Origin of the sequence: Cupriavidus sp. a3, from assembly GCF_051015765.1 — a bacterium.
GTDB lineage: Bacteria > Pseudomonadota > Gammaproteobacteria > Burkholderiales > Burkholderiaceae > Cupriavidus > Cupriavidus oxalaticus_A.
On sequence record NZ_CP170643.1, the window covers coordinates 4,512,843 to 4,530,063 of the forward strand.

Below are 17,221 nucleotides of genomic sequence, written 5' to 3' on the forward strand. Positions count from 1 at the left end.
ATGCCAGACAACGACAACCGCCAAGGCCTCGCCGTGATCCCTGCCACCGACAATTCACGCCGGACCATCCGCCCCCGCACCGCCGCCACACTGCTGGCGCTGGCCGGCGCCGCGCTGGTGCTGTCCGGCTGCGCGCTATCGCGCGGGACGCCGACCGTCACGTACGACCTGGGGCCGTCCGCCGCGCTTGCCGGCACGGCAGGCAATGCTGCCGGCGCAGCGCCCGCGCCGCTGCCCAGGCTGCGCGTATCGCAGACCGACGGCCCCGACTGGCTTGAAGGCAATGCACTCTACTACCGCCTGCTGTACGCGCAGGCGCAGCGGCTGCAACCCTATGCCACGCAGCGCTGGGTGATGTCGCCGACGCGCCTGTTCGACGAGCGCCTGCGCGAGTCGGTGGCGGCGCGCGGCGGGCTGGCCTGGGCCGGCGATACCAGCGTGCCGGGGCTCAAGGTCGACCTGCTGGCCTTCGAGCAGGTGTTCGACAGCACCACCACCAGCCAGGGCGTAGTGCGGCTGCGCGCCACCGTGTTCCACCGCGGCCAGCTCGGCCAGCAGACCTTCGAGGTGCGCCGGCCCGCGCCCAGCGCCGACGGCGCCGGCGGGGTCAAGGCGCTGGCCGAAGCCAGCGACGCCGCCATCGCCGCGCTGCTCGACTGGACCGCCACGCTGCCGCTAAAGTAAGACAGACAAGGAGATTTGCCATGGAGCCGGCTGCCCCGCCGCCCTCCGCACCGCCCCCGGCGCCGGCTGCGCAACCGGCGGCGCCACCGATGGCGCAACCGGCGGAAACTGCGACCGTGACCGAACCCTCCGGCCCGCAGTATTCGCCGCTGGCCCGCGTGGGGCTGATTTGCTTCACGCTGCTGGTGGTGTATGCCAGCCTCTACCCGTTCTCCGGCTGGGTCGACAACGGCATCTCGCCGTTCGCCTTCGTCACCGCGCCCAAGCCGCGCTATATCACCGACTTCGACCTGATGACCAATGTCATCGGCTATGTCCCCTTCGGGGCGCTGGTGGTGCTGTCGCTGCATCCGCGCATGTCGGGCGGGCGCGCGACGCTGGTGGCGCTGTGCGCCGGCGCGCTGCTGTCGGCCTGCATGGAGGCCTTCCAGACCTGGCTGCCGAACCGGATCTCGTCCAACATCGACCTGATCACCAATGCGCTGGGGGCGCTGCTGGGCGGCGCGGTGGTGGCGCCGTTTACGCACGCGCTGATCGACGACGGCCGGCTGACGCGGCTGCGCCATGCCTGGTTCGAGCCGCATGCCAGCTTTGCCATCATCCTGCTGATGCTGTGGCCGTTCGCGCAGATCTTCCCGCAGGAGCACCTGTTCGGCATGGGCGGCATCGTGCGCGAATGGCTGACCGATCCCGAATCCTGGCCGATGCAGGTGCTGCAGATGCTGTTCCCGCGGCTGGAGGCGTGGCAGGTCCACATCGGCCTGCGGCCCGAGGACATGCAGAGCCAGCAACTGCTGGAATCGCTGGTGACCGCCAGCAGCTGGATCGGCACCGGCCTGTTCGCCTCGATCGCCATGCGCCGCAACGCGCCGATGCTGCGCATCCTGGCCGGCCTGCTGGCTGCCGCGCTGCTGATCAAGGCCACCGCGGCCGAGTTGCAGTTCCCGGCCGACAGCGCCTTCAACTGGCTGTCCGAAGGCGGCCGCTTCGCGCTGCTGACCAGCTCGCTGGTGCTGGCGCTGCTGTTGTACCTGCCGCGCTGGCTGCGCGCGGTGCTGGCGATGGTAGCGCTGCTCGCGCTGGTGGTGCTGACCAACGTGCTGCCGTCGAATCCCTATGCATGGATTTCCGAGCAGGGCTGGCGCATGGGCCGCTTCATCCACTTCAACAGCCTGGCGCAATGGCTGGGGTGGCTATGGCCGTTCCTGGCGTTCTGCTATGTGATCTGGCGCTTCGAGCAGGTCAGCCTGCGCCGCCACGCCATGAAGAAGGCCGCGGCGCGCCGCGAGTCGGCCGCGGCCGGCACGCAGGAGCCGTGACTGCGTGATTGCGGGGGGCGCTGTCAGTTGTCAGTTGCCGGCGCGGATGGCAATGCCCTCGGCGGTGAGCCGTTCGCGGATGCGGCGCGCAAAGGCCAGCGCATGGGCACCGTCGCCGTGCAGGCACACGGTCTCCGCCTGGATCGGCACCCAGGTACCGTCGATGGCGCGCACGCGCTTCTCGCGCACCATGGTCAGCGTCTGGTTCAGCGCGACTTCCTCGTCCTCGTGCAGGGCGCCGGGCGTGCCGCGCCTGACCAGCGTGCCGTCGGGGTTGTAGCCGCGGTCGGCAAACACCTCCTGCTTGACGCGCAGTCCGGCCTCCCTGGCGATGTCGATCATGTGGCTGCCGGCCAGGCCGAAGAACACCAGGTCGGCATCGAAATCCCGCACCGCGCGCACGATGGCGCGCGCCAGCACCGGGTCGCGCACGGCCTGGTTGTACAGCGCGCCGTGCGGCTTGACGTGGTGCAGCTCGCCGCCCTGCGCGCGCACGATCGCCTCGAGGGCGCCGATCTGGTACAGCATGTCGGCATAGACGTGCTCGGGGTCGCGCTGCATCTCGGTGCGGCCAAAGTTCTCGCGGTCCGGATAACTCGGGTGCGCGCCGATGGCGACCCCATGCTCCAGCGCCCACTTCACCGTTTGCACCATGGTGGCGGCGTCGCCCGCGTGCCAGCCGCACGCTATGTTGGCGGAACTGATCAGCGCCAGCAGCGCCTCGTCGTTGCCGCAGCCTTCGCCGAGGTCGGCGTTCAGGTCGATCTGCATTGCCGTTCTCCCGGGCGGTGCGGTGACGGGGCCGCGATACCGCCTTCTGTCGATGTGTACAAATACCGCGGACGGCTCAGGCCGCCGCGCGGGTCAGCGTGCGCCGGCGCGCGGCGATGGCCATGCCGTCGCCCTGCCATTGCAGCGCCTGTTCGATCTGGCGCAGGTAGCGGTCCAGCTCCGCCTGCGCGGCGGCGGCCTGTGCCAGCGTCACCGGCACGAAGCGCACGGCCGCGCCCAGCGGCACCTGCGCCAGCCGCCACAGGTCGGCGCCGATCACCACGCCGATCTTGGGATAGCCGCCGGTGGTCTGCGCATCGGCCATCAGCGCGATCGGCTGGCCGGCCGGCGGCACCTGCATCACGCCCGGCACCACGCCGTGCGACAGCAGGTCGGCGCTGCGCTCGGCGCGGCGCGCCAGCGCGGGGCCGTTCAGGCGCAGGCCCATGCGGTTGCTGTTGGGCGTGACAACCCAGTCGGACTGCCACAGCGCCTGCTGCGATTCCGCCTCGAAGTCTTCATACTCCGGGCCTGGCAACATGCGCACCGGCATGGCCTTGCCGCTGACGTCCGCGGGCAGCGCCCACGCCGGCGCCTGCACGCCGATCCAGTCGCCATCGGCCGCCAAACCCGCGCGTCCCACCGGCAAGCGGTCGCCCTCCTGCAGCGCGCGGCCATCCAGGCCGCCAAAGGCGGCCTTCAGGTCGGTACTGCGCGAGCCCATCACCGGCTCCACGGCAATGCCGCCTGCCACGCACAGATAGGCATGTGTGCCGCCACGCGCCGGCGGCAGCACCAGGATCTCGCCGGCGTGCGCGTCGAAGGCATGCCAGGACCAGACCGGCGTGCCATCAAGCGTCGCGCCGCACTCCGCGCCAGCCAGCGCGACGCGCATGTCCGCATGGAAGCGGACCGCGGCGCGTCCCAGCGTGAATTCAATGGCGGCGCACCCGGGCGCATTGCCCAGCAGCCGGTTGCCGACCGCCACGGCCAGTGTATCCATCGCCCCGCAACTGCCCACGCCAATATGGCGGAAGCCGGTACGGCCCAGGTCCTGCACCGAGGCGAGCGCGCCAGGTCGGATGATTTCGATCACGCGATGATTTCCTCGGCGACAAAGCGCACGGTATCGCCGGGCGCCAGCAGGGACGGCGGATCGCGATCCGCGACGAAGAGTGCGATATCGGTGTGGCCGATCAGCTGCCAGCCGCCCGGCAGCACCGCCGGATAGATGCCGGTCTGCTCGCCGCCGATGCCGACCGAGCCGGCCGGCACCGCCAGCCGCGGCTCGCGCCGGCGCGGCGTGGCCAGCTCGGGCACCAGCCCGCCCAGATAGGCAAAGCCAGGCTGGAAACCCACGAAATAGACAACATACTCGCCGGCGGCATGGCGGCGCGCCACTTCACGCGGCGACAGCCCGGTGTGCGCGGCCACGTCGGCCAGGTCCGGCCCATGCCCACCGCCATAGCGCACCGGGATCTCGACCACCTTGCCGGTGGTGTTGCGCGCCTCGCCGGAGGCCCAGGCCTGCTTCAGGCCGCGCTCCAGCCCTTCGACATCGGCGCTGCCGTCGAAGATCACCGTCAGGTTGTTCATGCCCGGCACCACGTCGACCACGCCGCGCCACCCTTCGGCCCGCGCCGCCATCGCCCAGATGCGGCGCTGGACCTCGAGCGATGCGGGCGGCGCCACGCTGTAGAGCAGCGCTCGTTCGGCGAGGCGGTGGATGGTGCAGGGGCTCATGGGATTCCTGGTAGCGCACTTTTTACCAGTGTAGGCTGGCAGCCCGGGGAATGCGATGCGCAAAGCAAAACGGCCGGGATTAGTCCCGGCCGCTCTGACAAGTCATGAACCCGATGCTGCTCAGGCAAACCCCGCCTGATGCGCCTGCTGGTCAGCATGGTACGAGCTGCGCACCATCGCACCCACGGCAGCGTGGGTGAAGCCCATCTTGTAGGCCTCTTCCTCGAACATCTTGAAGGTGTCCGGGTGCACGTAGCGCAGCACCGGCAGGTGGTGGTTCGACGGCGCCAGGTACTGGCCGATGGTCAGCATGTCGATGTCGTGCGCGCGCATGTCGCGCATGACTTCCAGGATTTCCTCGTCGGTCTCGCCCAGGCCGACCATCAGGCCGGACTTGGTCGGAACGTTCGGATTGCGGCGCTTGAATTCCTGCAGCAGCTTGAGCGAGTGCGCGTAGTCCGCGCCCGGGCGGGCCTGCTTGTACAGGCGCGGCACGGTTTCCATGTTGTGGTTCATCACGTCAGGCGGGCAGGCCTGCAGGATGTCCAGCGCCTTGTCCAGGCGGCCGCGGAAGTCGGGCACCAGCACTTCGATGCGGGTGTCGGGCGACAGCTCGCGCGTCTGCGAGATGCAATCCACATAGTGCTGGGCACCGCCGTCGCGCAGGTCGTCGCGGTCGACGCTGGTAATCACCACGTAGTTCAGCTTGAGCTGGGAGATGGTGCGCGCCAGGTTGCCGGGCTCGTTCACGTCCAGCGGATCCGGGCGGCCGTGGCCGACGTCGCAGAACGGGCAGCGGCGCGTGCACTTGTCGCCCATGATCATGAAGGTGGCCGTGCCCTTGCCGAAGCATTCGCCGATGTTCGGGCAGCTGGCTTCCTCGCACACCGTCACCAGGTTGTTGGCGCGCAGGATGTCCTTGATCTCATAGAAACGCGAATTGCCGGTGGCGGCCTTCACGCGGATCCAGTCCGGCTTCTTGAGCTTTTCGGCCGGCACGATCTTGATGGGGATGCGTGCGGTCTTGTCGGCCGACTTTTGCTTGCGGGTCGGGTCGTACGCCTCCGCGGGGGACTGCGGGGCTTCGCTGGAAGTGGCGATCAGGGCGTCGCTCATACATTTCTCCGCACGCGCTCAGCGTGCATTTCGCTTTTGACTAGGAGGCCAGGGCCGGGTCGGCATTCACGTCGGCGGCTTCAGCCGCCAGCACGCGGGATTCGTGCGCTGCCAGCACTTCGCACAATGCAGCCGCCAGGCGCTGTGCGATGTCGGTTTGTCGTGCCGCGGTCACGGGCATGGGGGCGCCATCGGCATCCGCCACCGGGCAGGTGGCGCCCGCGGTCGCCATGTCGACCGTTTCCAGTCCGGCATAGCCGCAGGGATTGATGCGCAGGAACGGCGACAGGTCCATCTGCACGTTGAGGCTGACGCCGTGGTAGCTGCAGCCGTTGCGGATCTTGAGGCCGAGCGCGGCAATCTTGGCGCCCTGGTGCGGCCCGTCGGACAGGTAGATGCCGGGGGCGCCGGGCTTGCGTTCGGCTGCGAGATTATACGCCGCGAGCGTGTCCAGCACTGCCTGCTCGATGGCGTGGACCAGCTCGCGCACCATCAGGTGCCGGCGGCGCAAATCGAGCAGCAGGTAAGCCACTACCTGGCCTGGACCGTGATAGGTGATCTGGCCGCCACGATCGATCTGCACTACCGGGATGTTGTCGTCAGGCGACAGCAGGTGTGCGGGATCGCCCGCCTGGCCCAGCGTGTAGACCGGCGGATGCTCGACCAGCCAGATCTGGTCGGGTGTCTCGGGGGAGCGTGCGGCGGTGAAGGCGCGCATCGCGTCGAAACACGGCTGATAGTCCTCGCGGCCGCGTTCGATGATCTGAATCGGATGCATGGCGAGAGTGTAACGAAAAGGGCCGGCTTGCGCCGGCCCTGCTCTGCTCCCGTCAGTCTTGCCGCACCGAGGACTTGCCGCTTGCGTCACGCGGCCAGGCCAGGCGCAGATGCGCGTGGCGCCGGTGTAACGCGGACGAATCCCCGCCCGCTTCCCGCGTCGGCTTCAGGATGCGGCCGCCTGGTCCTGGTTAGGCGTCCATTCCGTGCCTCGAACCAGCCGGCGCAGGCTGCGGTACACCAGGTGCGGCACATCCGCCAGCGCCAGCGCCGGACGGCGCGCCTCGGCGATCAGCGCCAGGCGTACCGGTTCCTGCGCGCGCGGGTCGATGCTGACCACCACCTCGTCGCGGGAGCGGAGCAACAGGCTGCCGCCACAACGCAGCCAGTAGTCTTCCGAATCGCCTTCGCGCGTCAGCCACACGTCCATGCCATTGGCTTTCTCGACATGCAGGCGCTGGGCGGCGTGCACCGACAGCGCGGTGACTTCGCCAGGATTCAGGGTGAACACGGTCGTTGTGAGCACGGTTTTCATCGAAGTTCTCCGTTCAGCCGGCCGGGGGCACTTGCGCCACGCTATCGCGATGCGGCAACGAATCCACTGAAATTGGCCCGGCAAGGGGACCAGGCCAGTTAAACCTTGTGGAATTCGCTGTTAAGTAAGTCGCTACAGCGGGGGCCGGTGATGGAATATTAGTGATTGCCCTGACACTATCAAAACGATATATTTTCTTTGTTCTTGTTAGTCAAACTCACATACACCCGACTTCACCGGAGGCAGCCATGGCCTGGAAAAGCGCCTGGGAAAAGGACCTGCCGCGCGGCTGGCACCGCGAACTGCCGCGCCTGCCGGCACTGACCGCCCTGCGCGCGTTCGAGGCGGCGGCGCGCCACGAGAGTTTTTCGCGCGCGGCGACGGAGCTGTTCGTCACCCACGGCGCGGTCAGCCACCAGATCCGCGCGCTGGAAGACGAGCTGGGCCTGCCGCTGTTCGAGCGCCACGGCAAGCGCGTGGCGCTGACCCCCTCGGGCCGCATCTACGCCGAACGCGTACGCGACGCGCTGCTGCAGATCGCCGATGCCACGCGCGTGCTGCAGGCCGGCAACCGCGACAAGCGCCTGACCATCAGCACCATGCCCTCGTTCGCCGCGCGCTGGCTCACGCCGCGCATCGGCAGCTTTATCGAGCGTCATCCGGAGCTCGACGTCGAGCTGCTGTCGTCGAACACGCTGGTCAACTTTGCCCATGAGGAAGTCGATATCGCGCTGCGCATGGGCAGCGGCGACTATCCCGGCCTGTATGTGGAAAAGCTGCTCGACGACGTCTTCTTCCCGATGTGCAGCCCCAGCTTCAACGGCGGCCGGCTGCCACAGAAACCGGAGGAGATGGCCGGCCTGCCGCTGCTGCGCGGCGAGGGCGATCCGTGGAAACCGTGGTTCGAGGCCGCCGGGCTGGACTGGCCCGAGCCGCGCAAGGGCCTGCTGATGGAGGATTCGTCGCTGCTGCTGCAGGCCGCGTCGGAGGGCCAGGGGATCGCGCTGATCCGCTCGTCGCTGGCCTACAACGACCTGCTGGCAGGGCGCGTGGTGCGGCTGTTCGACGTCAGCATCCCGTGTCCGTGGCTGCTGTACTTCGTCTGTGCGCCGGGCTCGCTCAACCTGCCCAAGGTGCAGGCCTTCCGCAGCTGGCTGATGCCGGAGATCGAGCGCTTTCGCGAGGTGCTGGCGCAGTGGGAGTGAGCTAGTCCTCGGCTTCGTCCGCTTCGTCCGCTTCGTCCGCCTCGTCGGGCGGTGGCGCCGAACGCCGTCCCGCGCGCGGGTGCGCCTTGTCGTAGACGCGCGCCAGGTGCTGGAAATCCAGCGCGGTATAGATCTGCGTGGTCGAGATGCTGGCGTGCCCCAGCATCTCCTGCACCGCGCGCAGGTCGCCCGACGACTGCAGCACGTGCGTGGCAAACGAGTGCCGCAGCATATGCGGATGCACGTCGGCCGGCACGCCGGCGCCCAGCGCCTGCTGCTTGAGCCGCAGCTGCACCGTGCGCATCGACAGCCGGCGCCCGCGCGGTCCCAGGAACAGCGCGTGCGCGTCGTCGGGTGCCGCGCCGGGGCGCAGCAGCGTGTCGCGTACCGCGATCCAGGCGCGCAGCGCCTCCATGGCCTTGCTGCCGACCGGCACCGTGCGCCGGCGTGCGCCCTTGCCGGTCACCGTCACTTCGGCGCCAGCCAGGTCGAGCCAGCCGCTGGACCGGTAGCCGTCGGCGTCGGCATAGCGCAGGTCCAGCTGCACCAGTTCCGACAGCCGCAGCCCGCTGGAATAGAACAGTTCATACACCGCATGGTCGCGCAGGGCCTGGGCATCGGTGCCGGCGCTGTGGGCAACCAGCGCCACCGCATGCTCGACCGACAGCGCCTTGGGCAGCGCATGGCCGGAGCGCGGCGCGCGCACGCCTTCGACCGGATTGACCGTCACGCCATGGCCATGCCGCGCCGCCCACTGGTAGAAGCCGCGCCACGCCGACAGCGTGCGGGCGATGCTGGTGCCCACCAGCCCGCTGCCATGCAGCCTGGCGGCGAAGTTGCGGATATGGTGGGTCTGCAGCGCCAGCAATGCGACGCCGCTCGCGTAGCGCGTGGCATGCGCCTGCAGCACGCGCAGGTCGCGGCCATAGCTGGCGAGCGTATGGTCGGCGAGCTTGCGGCTGCCGCGCAGCCAGTCGAGATACTGTACGACCAGCGGATCGGCCGGCCGATCTGACGACGGCGACGGCGGCGGCGCGCCGTCATCCGCCAACGCGGGAGCGGGCTGGCGCGGCGGCCGGCGTGCGCTCACGGCATTGGCCTCAGTCGCGCAGGCGGTTCAGCGCGGCGCCGGCGACTTCGCCGATCTGCGCCAGGTAGGCGGTGCCCATGCCTTCATGGAAGCGGCGCGGATCGGGAGATCCCAGCACCAGCAGGCCGAACGCCGTGCCCTGCACGTCCGCGCCGGCATCGGCCGCGCGCACGGGCACGCGCAGCGCGACCATCGCCAGCGAAACGATGTCGTCGCGCTCCAGCAGCGCTGCCGCCTCGAAGCCGCTGTTGGCGCCGCAATACGGCGCGCGCAGGCCCTCGGCAAACAGGCGCATGTCTTCGCTGGCATCCTGCGCGACTTCCATGTGGGCGTATTGTTCGGCCACGTTCCACAGGCGCAGCGCGACCGCGGGCACGTCGAACGCCTGCTGCAGGCCGTCCTGCACGGCATACGGCAGCGCGTGCGAATCGGCCTCGGCCAGCAGCCGCAGCTGCCAGTCGTGCAGGCGCTGCTGGGTACGGTCGTTGTCGTGGCCATGGCGTACCAGGTCGGCCAGGCGCAGCTCCAGGCCCTTGTTCTTCTCGCGCAGGATTTCCATCTGGCGTTCCTGCAGCGACACGGCGCGATGGCTGTGCGGGCTGGTCAGCTGCACGGTGGCCAGCAGCTCGGCGTGCTCTTCGAAGAATTCGGGATGGCTCTGCAGGTAGGCGGCAACGTCTTGGGCGTTCATGGGGCTTGGACCGGTAGAGGAAAATTGGGTGGCAGTTTAGCAAAGGGGAGCCGCGCCCCCCTTTCCTGTGCCGCCCGCGCTACGTCTGTATCAACCGCTTCTGCCGCGAAATACTCAGCAGGAGCCCAACCCCCGCCCCCAGCGTCACCAGCGCCGTCCCGCCATAGCTAATCAGCGGCAGCGGCACGCCAACCACCGGCAGGATTCCGCTGACCATGCCCATGTTGACGAACGCATAGGTAAAGAAGATCAGCGTGATCGACCCGGCCAGCAGCCGCGAGAACAGCGTCGGCGCGTTGGCGGCGATGAACAGCCCGCGGAAGATCAGCAGCAGGTAGAGCACCAGCAGCAGCGCATTGCCGATCAGGCCGAACTCTTCGGAGTAGACCGCGAAGATAAAGTCGGTGTGCTTCTCGGGAATGAATTCGAGGTGGGTCTGCGTGCCCTTGAGGAAGCCCTTGCCCTCGACCCCGCCCGAGCCGATCGCGATGATCGACTGGATGGTGTGGAAGCCCTTGCCGAGCGGATCGCTGGTCGGATCGAGCAGCGTGCATACGCGGTGCTGCTGGTAGTCGTGCAGCACCGGCCAGTTCACGCCCGGCGCGCAAATGTCGTTCTGGAACGTGATCAGCAGCGTGATCGCCACCACCAGCAGCCCCAGCAGCGGCAGGATCAGCTTCCACGACAGCCCGGCGAAGTAGATCACATACAGGCCGGCGGCCATCACCAGCAGCGCGGTGCCAAGGTCAGGCTGCTTGGCGATCAGGCCAACCGGGATCAGCAGCAGCCCCAGCGCGACGATGAAGTCGAACCACCGGATCACGCCCTCGCGCTTCTGGAAGTACCACGCCAGCATCAGCGGCATCGAGATCTTCATGATCTCGGACGGCTGGATCACCATGCCGACATAGAGCCAGCGGCGCGCGCCCTTGCGGATCAGCCCGAACATGGCCACCGCGATCAGCAGCGCCACGCCGACCGTGTACATCGGCACCGCCACCCGCATCAGCGTCTGCGTGGGCAGGTAGGCAATCACGAGCATCACCACGTACGACAGCAGGATGTTGCGCAACTGGTCTTCGACGCGGCCCGGCATGTCGATGGCGGCCGAGTACAGCGCGACGACGCCGGTGGCAAACAGCAGGAAGACGATCAGCGAAAGCGGCTTGTCAAAACCGGTCAGCGCGGTCTTGATCAGGGACATGACGCGGCGGCGATCCATGCGCGTCTCCTTCAGCGGGTGGCGTCGGCACCGCTGGCCGCCTTGGCGGACACGGGCTTGACGCGAGGTTTGGGCGCGGGCGCCCTGGCGGGCTGCACGGCGGGGGCGGAGGCCGGCTGCGGCGCGGGCTTGCTGTGGCCGAGGGCCTGCAGCATGCGCTGGTCCAGCGTCTCGACGGCCGAGGCCGGCGCGATCGCCTCGGCGTTCAGCGCGGCGGCAATGGCCTCCGGCGTCACCGGCTGCGCGCCGGAAGCCGCGGCCACGGCGCTCGCGGGCGCGGCACCGGAGGACATCACCGTGGCACTGGCAATGCTGGCGGTCTGGCCGGTGGTGAACACGCTCGGCGTATCCACGGGCGGACGGCCGGCCACGCGCTCGCTGGCCGGGGGCGCCATCGCCTCCAGTTCGGCCGGCCACTTGCCGGTCAGGTAGTAGTCCATCAGCTTGCGCGCGATCGGCGCGGCCACCGCGGCGCCGAAGCCGGCGTTCTCGACGATCAGCGCGATCGCGATCTTCGGCTGGTCGGCCGGCGCGAACGCGGTGTACAGCGAGTGGTCGCGCTTGTGCTCGGCCAGCGCGTGGTGGTTGTACTTCTCGCCCTTGGACAGGCTGTAGGTCTGCGCCGTGCCGGTCTTGCCGGCCGACTCATAGGCCGCGCCGGCGAACACGCGCGCCGCGGTGCCGGCATGCGTCACCGCCACCATGGCGCGCTTGATCACGTCGATGTCGGCCTGCTTGAACGGGATCGTGTAGCTTTCCTTGGGCACCGTCAGCGTGCGCTTGCGCGTGACCGCGTCCTCGACCGCCTTGACCAGGTGAGGCTTCATCACCTTGCCGTTGTTGACGATCACCGAGGTCGCCTGCGCCAGCTGCAGGATGGTGAAGCTGTTGTAGCCCTGGCCGATGCCCAGCGAGATGGTCTCGCCGTCATACCACTTCTGCTGCTCGGGCTTGCGGTAGGCGCGGCGCTTCCACTCGGTCGACGGCAGGATGCCGCGGCTTTCGCCCTCGATGTCGATGCCCGTGATCTGGCCGAAGCCCAGCGGCTTCATGAAGTCATGGATGCCGTTGACGCCCATGTCGCGCGCCAGCGCGTAGTAGTACGTGTCGCACGAATGCACGATCGAGCTGTGCATGTCGACCCAGCCGTGGCCGCCCGGCTTGTCATCGCGGAAGGTGTGGTTGCCCAGCGTGAAGAAGCCCGGGTCCGACATGCCCCACGCCGCGGTGCGCTTGCCGGTGCTCAGCGCCGCCAGCGCCATGAACGGCTTGTAGGTCGAGCCCGGCGGATACGTGCCACGCAGCGGGCGGTTCAGCAGCGGCTTGTCGGGCGAGCCGTTGAGCTCGTTCCAGGTATTGGTATCGATGCCCTCGACGAACAGGTTGGGATCGAAGGTCGGCTTGGAAACGAACGCCAGGATGTCGCCGGTGGTCGGTTCGATCGCCACCAGCGCGCCGCGGCGGTCGCCGTAGAGCGCCTCGGCCAGCTGCTGCAGGCGGATGTCGAGCGACAGGATCAGGTTATTGCCCGGCGTGGCGGGCGAGGTCGACAGCGTGCGGATCGGGCGCCCGCCGGCGCTGACTTCCACTTCCTCGAAGCCGGTCAGGCCGTGCAGCTCGGTCTCGTAGCTCTGCTCCAGGCCGATCTTGCCGATGTAGTTGCTGCCCTTGTAGTTGTCGGCGTCCTTGCGCGGATCGTACTTGGCGCTGTCGGCATCGTTGGCCTCGTCCATGGCCTCGATGCGCTCCTGGTCGCGCTGCGAGATGCGGCCCAGGTAGCCGATCACGTGCGAGGCCGACTCGCCCAGCGGGTACTGGCGGAACAGCCGTGCGCGCACGTCCACGCCGGGGAAGCGGAAGCGCTGCGCGGAGAAGCGCGCCACTTCGGCATCGGTCAGCTGGCTGCGGATCGGCAGGCTTTCAAAGCTGCGCGACTCTTCCATCAGCCGCTTGAAGCGGCGCCGGTCGCGCGGCTGGATCTCCACCAGCGTCGACAGGCTTTCGATGGTGTTTTCCAGCGTATCGGTCAGCTTGGACGGCGTGATCTCCAGCGTGTACGCCGAATAGTTGCGCGCCAGCACGATCCCGTTGCGGTCCATGATGATGCCGCGGTTGGGCTCGATCGGCGCCACCGAGATGCGGTTGTCCTCGGCCTTGGCCGAGTACTGGTCATGCTTGTACCACTGCAGCCACAAAAAGCGCGCGAACAGCAGGCCAAAGCAGATCACCGTGAACAGGGCCGCGGCCGCCACGCGGATGCGGAAGCGGCCGATTTCCAGTTCGACGTTGCGGATTTCGGTCATAGTACTGCGCGGGGCCTGTTAGGGACGGGTGGCGTCAAATCTGGCGTCAGATCGGACGCGTCTCGTCGACATCGCTCGAACGGCGCTGCGGCGCCAGCAGCAGGCTGGTCGCCAGCGGCCACAGCAGCGCCTCGATCGCCGGCGCCAGCAGCAGCGGCCAGCCGGGCAGCGGCGCGCCCATCGCCAGGCGGATCAGCACCGGCACCGCGTGCGCGATGAACAGCAGCGGCAGCACGTGCAGCGCCTGGGTGTAGACCGTGAACCACAGCACGCGGCGGTGGATGGTGATGGCAAAGTAGGCCAGCAGCGTATAGGCCAGCGCATGCTCGCCCAGCAGGCGCGCATCATGCACGTCCATCAGCAGGCCGAGCGCAAAGGCCACGCCCATGCCCACCTTGCGCGGCTGGTGGATGTTCCAGAACACCAGCACCAGCGCCACCATGTCGGGGATCCACAGCGTGTCGCCCCACGGCATCAGGTTGAACAGGAACGCCAGCACGAAGCTGAGCGCGATAAAGGCGGGATTGACCGGCCGCAGCAGGTATTGGGGGTTGGTCACCGTTGGCCCTCCCTGGCGTCCCTGGCCTCTCTGGCGGAAGGCGCCTTGGCCGCCGCGGCGCTGGCCGCTGCCGCGCGTGCGGCGGCGGACTTGGCGCCCTTGACCGGCGCCTCGGGCTTGGACTCGACGGTCTCGCGCGGCGGGATCGCGGAGTCGTAGCGCACCACCAGCAGCTGCCGGTGCGCGCGCACGCCTGCCACCGGCTCGCAGTAGATGCGCGAGAACGCGGTGTCGGCCTTGCGCTCGATATGGACGATCTTCGCCACCGGCAGCCCCGGCGGATAGATGCCGTCCAGCCCCGACGTCACCAGCAGGTCGCCCTGCTGCAGGTCGGCGGCGGCGGCCATGAAGCGCAGGTCCAGCTGGCCCGCGCGCGCGCCGCCGAAGGCGACGCTGCGCAGGCCGTTGCGCACCACCTGCACGGGGATCGCCTGGTCCTTGTCGGTCAGCAGCGTCACTTCGGACTGGAACGGCGACACGCGCGTGACCTGGCCCACCACGCCGCGCTCGTCGATCACCGGGTAGCCGGCGCGCAGGCCCTGCTGGCTGCCCTTGTCGATCACGATGCGCTGGCTGTAGGGGTCGCGCGCGTCATAGAGGATCTCAGCCGCCGTCACCGGCGTGGCCGATTGCTGGGCCAGGCCCAGCAGCTTGCGCAGCTGGTTGTTCTCGGCCTCAAGCTGCGCCTGGCGCACCGAGGCCTCGGCCTGCTGCACGGCGATCTGGCGCAGTTCGCGGTTCTCGGAGGCGAGGATCGCCGAAGACTGCGCGTAGTCGAACACCGTGCGCAGCGCGTCGCGTGGCACCAGCACCAGGCGTTCGACCGGCATCAGCACGGTGGCGGCCACCTGCCGGCCAACGCTGAGCGCGTTGAAACGGGCGTCGATCACCAGCAGCGCCAGCGCGATGCCCACGTAGAGCACCAGCCTGGCGACAGCGGAGGAGCCTTGCTTGAAGAGCGGCGGAGGAGAGTAATCCATTTACCCGAACGCAGGCCGGTGCACGCATGCGAATGCCGCAAACACCGCGCCGCCCGCGGTGCCGCGCCCGGGGTGGGCACGGCGCCGCAGGGCGGCGGGCGTTGCCGGGGCGATCCCCCGGCGGATGCGGCGCCGCGACACCGCCCTGATCCAACGATCCGGCAGGCCGCGCATCGCCACGTGCAGTTCCTGGTGCTTACTCGTAGGAGAAGATGCTGCCCAGCTTGTCCATGCGTTCCAGCGCCATGCCGGAGCCGCGCACCACGCAGGTCAGCGGGTCTTCGGCGACCAGCACCGGCAGGCCGGTTTCCTCGGCCAGCAGGCGATCCAGGTCGCGCAGCAGCGCGCCGCCGCCGGTCAGCATCATGCCGCGCTCGGCGATGTCGGCGCCCAGTTCCGGCGGGGTCTGTTCCAGCGCGATCTTCACCGCCGACACGATCTGGTTCAGCGGATCGGTCAGGGCTTCCAGGATTTCATTGGACGAAACGGTAAAGGCGCGCGGGATGCCCTCGGAAAGGTTGCGGCCCTTGACTTCCATCTCGCGGACTTCGGAGCCCGGGAAGGCCGAGCCGATTTCCTTCTTGATCGCTTCGGCGGTCTGCTCGCCGATCAGCATGCCGTAGTTGCGGCGGATGTAGTTGACGATGGCCTCGTCGAACTTGTCGCCGCCGACGCGCACCGAACCCTTGTAGACCATGCCGCCCAGCGAGATGATGCCCACCTCGGTGGTGCCGCCGCCAATGTCCACCACCATCGAGCCCGACGGCTCCGACACCGGCAGGCCGGCGCCGATCGCGGCCGACATCGGCTCCTCGATCAGGTACACCTGGCTGGCGCCGGCGCCCAGGGCGGATTCACGGATGGCGCGGCGCTCGACCTGGGTCGAGCCGCACGGCACGCAGATGATGATGCGCGGGCTCGGGCGCAGCAGCTTGCTGTCGTGCACCATCTTGATGAATTGCTTGAGCATCTGCTCGGTGACGGTGAAGTCGGCGATCACGCCATCCTTCATCGGGCGGATCGCCTCGATGTTGCCCGGCACCTTGCCCAGCATCTGCTTGGCTTCCTTGCCCACCGCCGTGATCGTCTTCTTGGCGTTGGGGCCGCCTTCCTGGCGGATCGCGACGACCGAGGGCTCGTCCAGCACGATGCCCTTGTCGCGCATGTAGATCAGCGTGTTGGCGGTGCCGAGGTCGATCGCCAGGTCGTTGGAGAAGTAGCTGCGGAGAAATCCGAACATCAGGAGTCCTGTCTGTGATGGTGTTCGCGGGTAGGCGAAGCGGCCGGCGCCGCGGGCGGCCCGGCCACGAATTGCTTGGGTGTTGAATACGGAATGGTTCTCGGCTTCCCGGCCCGCCCACGCTCCGGCGCGGTGGGCCCGGGCCGGGTGCTGGATTGGAGTCGGGTTCGGCACCGCCGCCGTCATGCCGCGCAGGCCGGCCCTACGGGAACCTTTGATTAGACCTCGCGAGAAAGTTCGCGACGATGCGCACGAAAATGTGCAGGCACCGGCGCGTCATGACCCGTTGCATTCGGGCGTGTCGTGGCCGGTGGCAAAGGCCTAATCAGAGGACCCAGGTTCGCCCTTCGGGCACCTTCGGCCGCCAGGCACGGCGGGCCAGCCGGGGACCGGCTTGCGGCAAAGTGACGAAGGCGTTGCCAAAGGTCGGGAGCACGCAATGATACCTTATAATTCCTGCTGCTTCGGGCGTTTACGGCCTGAAAAACCCTGTAATTCCGATGGCTCCGTTGCGCCGTTGCAGCGTCCCGGAGCCGCCCTGTCCGACCGCGCGACGCCACCGCCGCACGGCCGGCCGCCGGCCGCTGCCGGCACCTTCCGCATCCGAGCATCCGAACCACCACGCCATGGCCCTCGACCTATCCGACGTCAAGCGCATCGCCCACCTGGCCCGCATCGAAACCAGCGATGACGAGGCCGAACAGACGCTTGCGCAGCTGAACAACTTTTTCTCGCTGGTCGAGCAGATGCAGGCGGTCGACACCACCGGCATCGAGCCGCTGGCGCACCCGCTGTCGGCCGTACGCGACATGGTGCAGCGCCTGCGTGACGATGCAGTCACCGAGAGCGACCGCCGCGACGACTACCAGCGCCCCGCCCCGGCCACCGAGAACGGGCTGTACCTGGTGCCCAAGGTCATCGAGTGACCTGCGCCGGCCGCGCGCTGCCAATCCTTGTCGAAGCTTGCAGGATCTTGCCGCCCGGCC

At 68.5% G+C, this 17,221-nt stretch carries 17 protein-coding genes; 4 read left to right on the top strand and 13 right to left on the bottom strand.

Features of this window, described 5'->3' with window-relative positions; all coding sequences use genetic code 11:
- Together ACAD63_RS21550 and ACAD63_RS21555 are read left to right on the top strand one after the other, a co-directional pair.
- Positions 1 to 684 carry an ABC-type transport auxiliary lipoprotein family protein gene (locus ACAD63_RS21550; RefSeq protein ID WP_135704120.1) on the top strand — a complete coding sequence of 228 codons (684 nt, stop codon included), beginning with the start codon at positions 1 to 3 and terminating at the stop codon, positions 682 to 684.
- A gap of 20 nt (positions 685 to 704) precedes the next feature.
- Positions 705 to 2,003, top strand: a complete 1,299-nt coding sequence (locus tag ACAD63_RS21555; RefSeq protein ID WP_133094982.1) for a VanZ family protein — start codon at positions 705 to 707, stop codon at positions 2,001 to 2,003.
- Positions 2,004 to 2,033: 30 nt separating this feature from the next.
- On the opposite strand, the gene pxpA is transcribed toward ACAD63_RS21555, so the two are convergent.
- The 6 genes from pxpA to ACAD63_RS21585 all read right to left on the bottom strand — a co-directional run bounded on the left by pxpA (position 2,034) and on the right by ACAD63_RS21585 (position 6,945).
- Complete coding sequence (gene pxpA / locus ACAD63_RS21560; RefSeq protein WP_133094981.1) at positions 2,034 to 2,774, bottom strand: 5-oxoprolinase subunit PxpA; 741 nt, start codon at positions 2,772 to 2,774, stop codon at positions 2,034 to 2,036.
- Between the two features lie 76 nt (positions 2,775 to 2,850).
- Complete coding sequence (locus tag ACAD63_RS21565; RefSeq protein WP_434033241.1) at positions 2,851 to 3,870, bottom strand: biotin-dependent carboxyltransferase family protein; 1,020 nt, start codon at positions 3,868 to 3,870, stop codon at positions 2,851 to 2,853.
- On the bottom strand, positions 3,867 to 4,517 hold the full coding sequence (gene pxpB / locus ACAD63_RS21570; RefSeq protein ID WP_133094979.1) for a 5-oxoprolinase subunit PxpB: 651 nt from the start codon (positions 4,515 to 4,517) through the stop codon (positions 3,867 to 3,869). Before pxpB ends, ACAD63_RS21565 begins: the two co-directional genes overlap by 4 nt.
- A 120-nt stretch (positions 4,518 to 4,637) precedes the next feature.
- Positions 4,638 to 5,633: a lipoyl synthase gene (gene lipA, locus ACAD63_RS21575; protein WP_133094978.1), complete on the bottom strand. Its 996-nt coding sequence runs from the start codon at positions 5,631 to 5,633 to the stop codon at positions 4,638 to 4,640.
- A gap of 40 nt (positions 5,634 to 5,673) precedes the next feature.
- Positions 5,674 to 6,411 (bottom strand): lipoyl(octanoyl) transferase LipB, encoded by a 738-nt coding sequence (gene lipB, locus ACAD63_RS21580; protein WP_135704116.1) that lies wholly within the window; start codon positions 6,409 to 6,411, stop codon positions 5,674 to 5,676.
- A 165-nt stretch (positions 6,412 to 6,576) separates the two neighbouring features.
- The gene (locus ACAD63_RS21585) at positions 6,577 to 6,945 is read right to left on the bottom strand and encodes a DUF2917 domain-containing protein (RefSeq protein ID WP_135704114.1); all 369 of its coding nucleotides are present in this window, start codon (positions 6,943 to 6,945) and stop codon (positions 6,577 to 6,579) included.
- 248 nt (positions 6,946 to 7,193) lie between these two features.
- On the opposite strand from ACAD63_RS21585, the gene ACAD63_RS21590 reads away from it, so the two are divergent.
- Positions 7,194 to 8,150: a transcriptional regulator GcvA gene (locus tag ACAD63_RS21590; RefSeq protein ID WP_133094976.1), complete on the top strand. Its 957-nt coding sequence runs from the start codon at positions 7,194 to 7,196 to the stop codon at positions 8,148 to 8,150.
- Between the two features lies 1 nt (position 8,151).
- Here the strand turns inward: ACAD63_RS21590 and ACAD63_RS21595 are convergent, their stop codons facing one another.
- From ACAD63_RS21595 to ACAD63_RS21625, 7 genes are all read right to left on the bottom strand, one after another.
- The gene (locus tag ACAD63_RS21595) at positions 8,152 to 9,240 is read right to left on the bottom strand and encodes a tyrosine recombinase XerC (protein WP_135704113.1); all 1,089 of its coding nucleotides are present in this window, start codon (positions 9,238 to 9,240) and stop codon (positions 8,152 to 8,154) included.
- Between the two features lie 10 nt (positions 9,241 to 9,250).
- Entirely contained in the window at positions 9,251 to 9,931 is a 681-nt protein-coding gene (locus ACAD63_RS21600) for a DUF484 family protein (RefSeq protein WP_133094974.1), read from the bottom strand.
- Between the two features lie 79 nt (positions 9,932 to 10,010).
- Complete coding sequence (gene rodA / locus ACAD63_RS21605) at positions 10,011 to 11,153, bottom strand: rod shape-determining protein RodA (RefSeq protein WP_133094973.1); 1,143 nt, start codon at positions 11,151 to 11,153, stop codon at positions 10,011 to 10,013.
- A gap of 11 nt (positions 11,154 to 11,164) precedes the next feature.
- Positions 11,165 to 13,456: a penicillin-binding protein 2 gene (gene mrdA, locus ACAD63_RS21610; protein WP_195427760.1), complete on the bottom strand. Its 2,292-nt coding sequence runs from the start codon at positions 13,454 to 13,456 to the stop codon at positions 11,165 to 11,167.
- 46 nt (positions 13,457 to 13,502) lie between these two features.
- Positions 13,503 to 14,015: a rod shape-determining protein MreD gene (mreD, locus tag ACAD63_RS21615; protein ID WP_029047791.1), complete on the bottom strand. Its 513-nt coding sequence runs from the start codon at positions 14,013 to 14,015 to the stop codon at positions 13,503 to 13,505.
- Positions 14,012 to 14,995, bottom strand: coding sequence for a rod shape-determining protein MreC (mreC, locus tag ACAD63_RS21620; RefSeq protein ID WP_135704112.1), 984 nt, complete (start codon positions 14,993 to 14,995; stop codon positions 14,012 to 14,014). The genes mreD and mreC overlap by 4 nt, the downstream gene beginning before the upstream one ends.
- 196 nt (positions 14,996 to 15,191) lie before the next feature.
- Complete coding sequence (locus ACAD63_RS21625; protein ID WP_008648066.1) at positions 15,192 to 16,235, bottom strand: rod shape-determining protein; 1,044 nt, start codon at positions 16,233 to 16,235, stop codon at positions 15,192 to 15,194.
- Positions 16,236 to 16,861: 626 nt separating this feature from the next.
- On the opposite strand from ACAD63_RS21625, the gene gatC reads away from it, so the two are divergent.
- Positions 16,862 to 17,161: an Asp-tRNA(Asn)/Glu-tRNA(Gln) amidotransferase subunit GatC gene (gatC, locus tag ACAD63_RS21630; protein ID WP_133094970.1), complete on the top strand. Its 300-nt coding sequence runs from the start codon at positions 16,862 to 16,864 to the stop codon at positions 17,159 to 17,161.
- Positions 17,162 to 17,221: the final 60 nt, after the last annotated feature.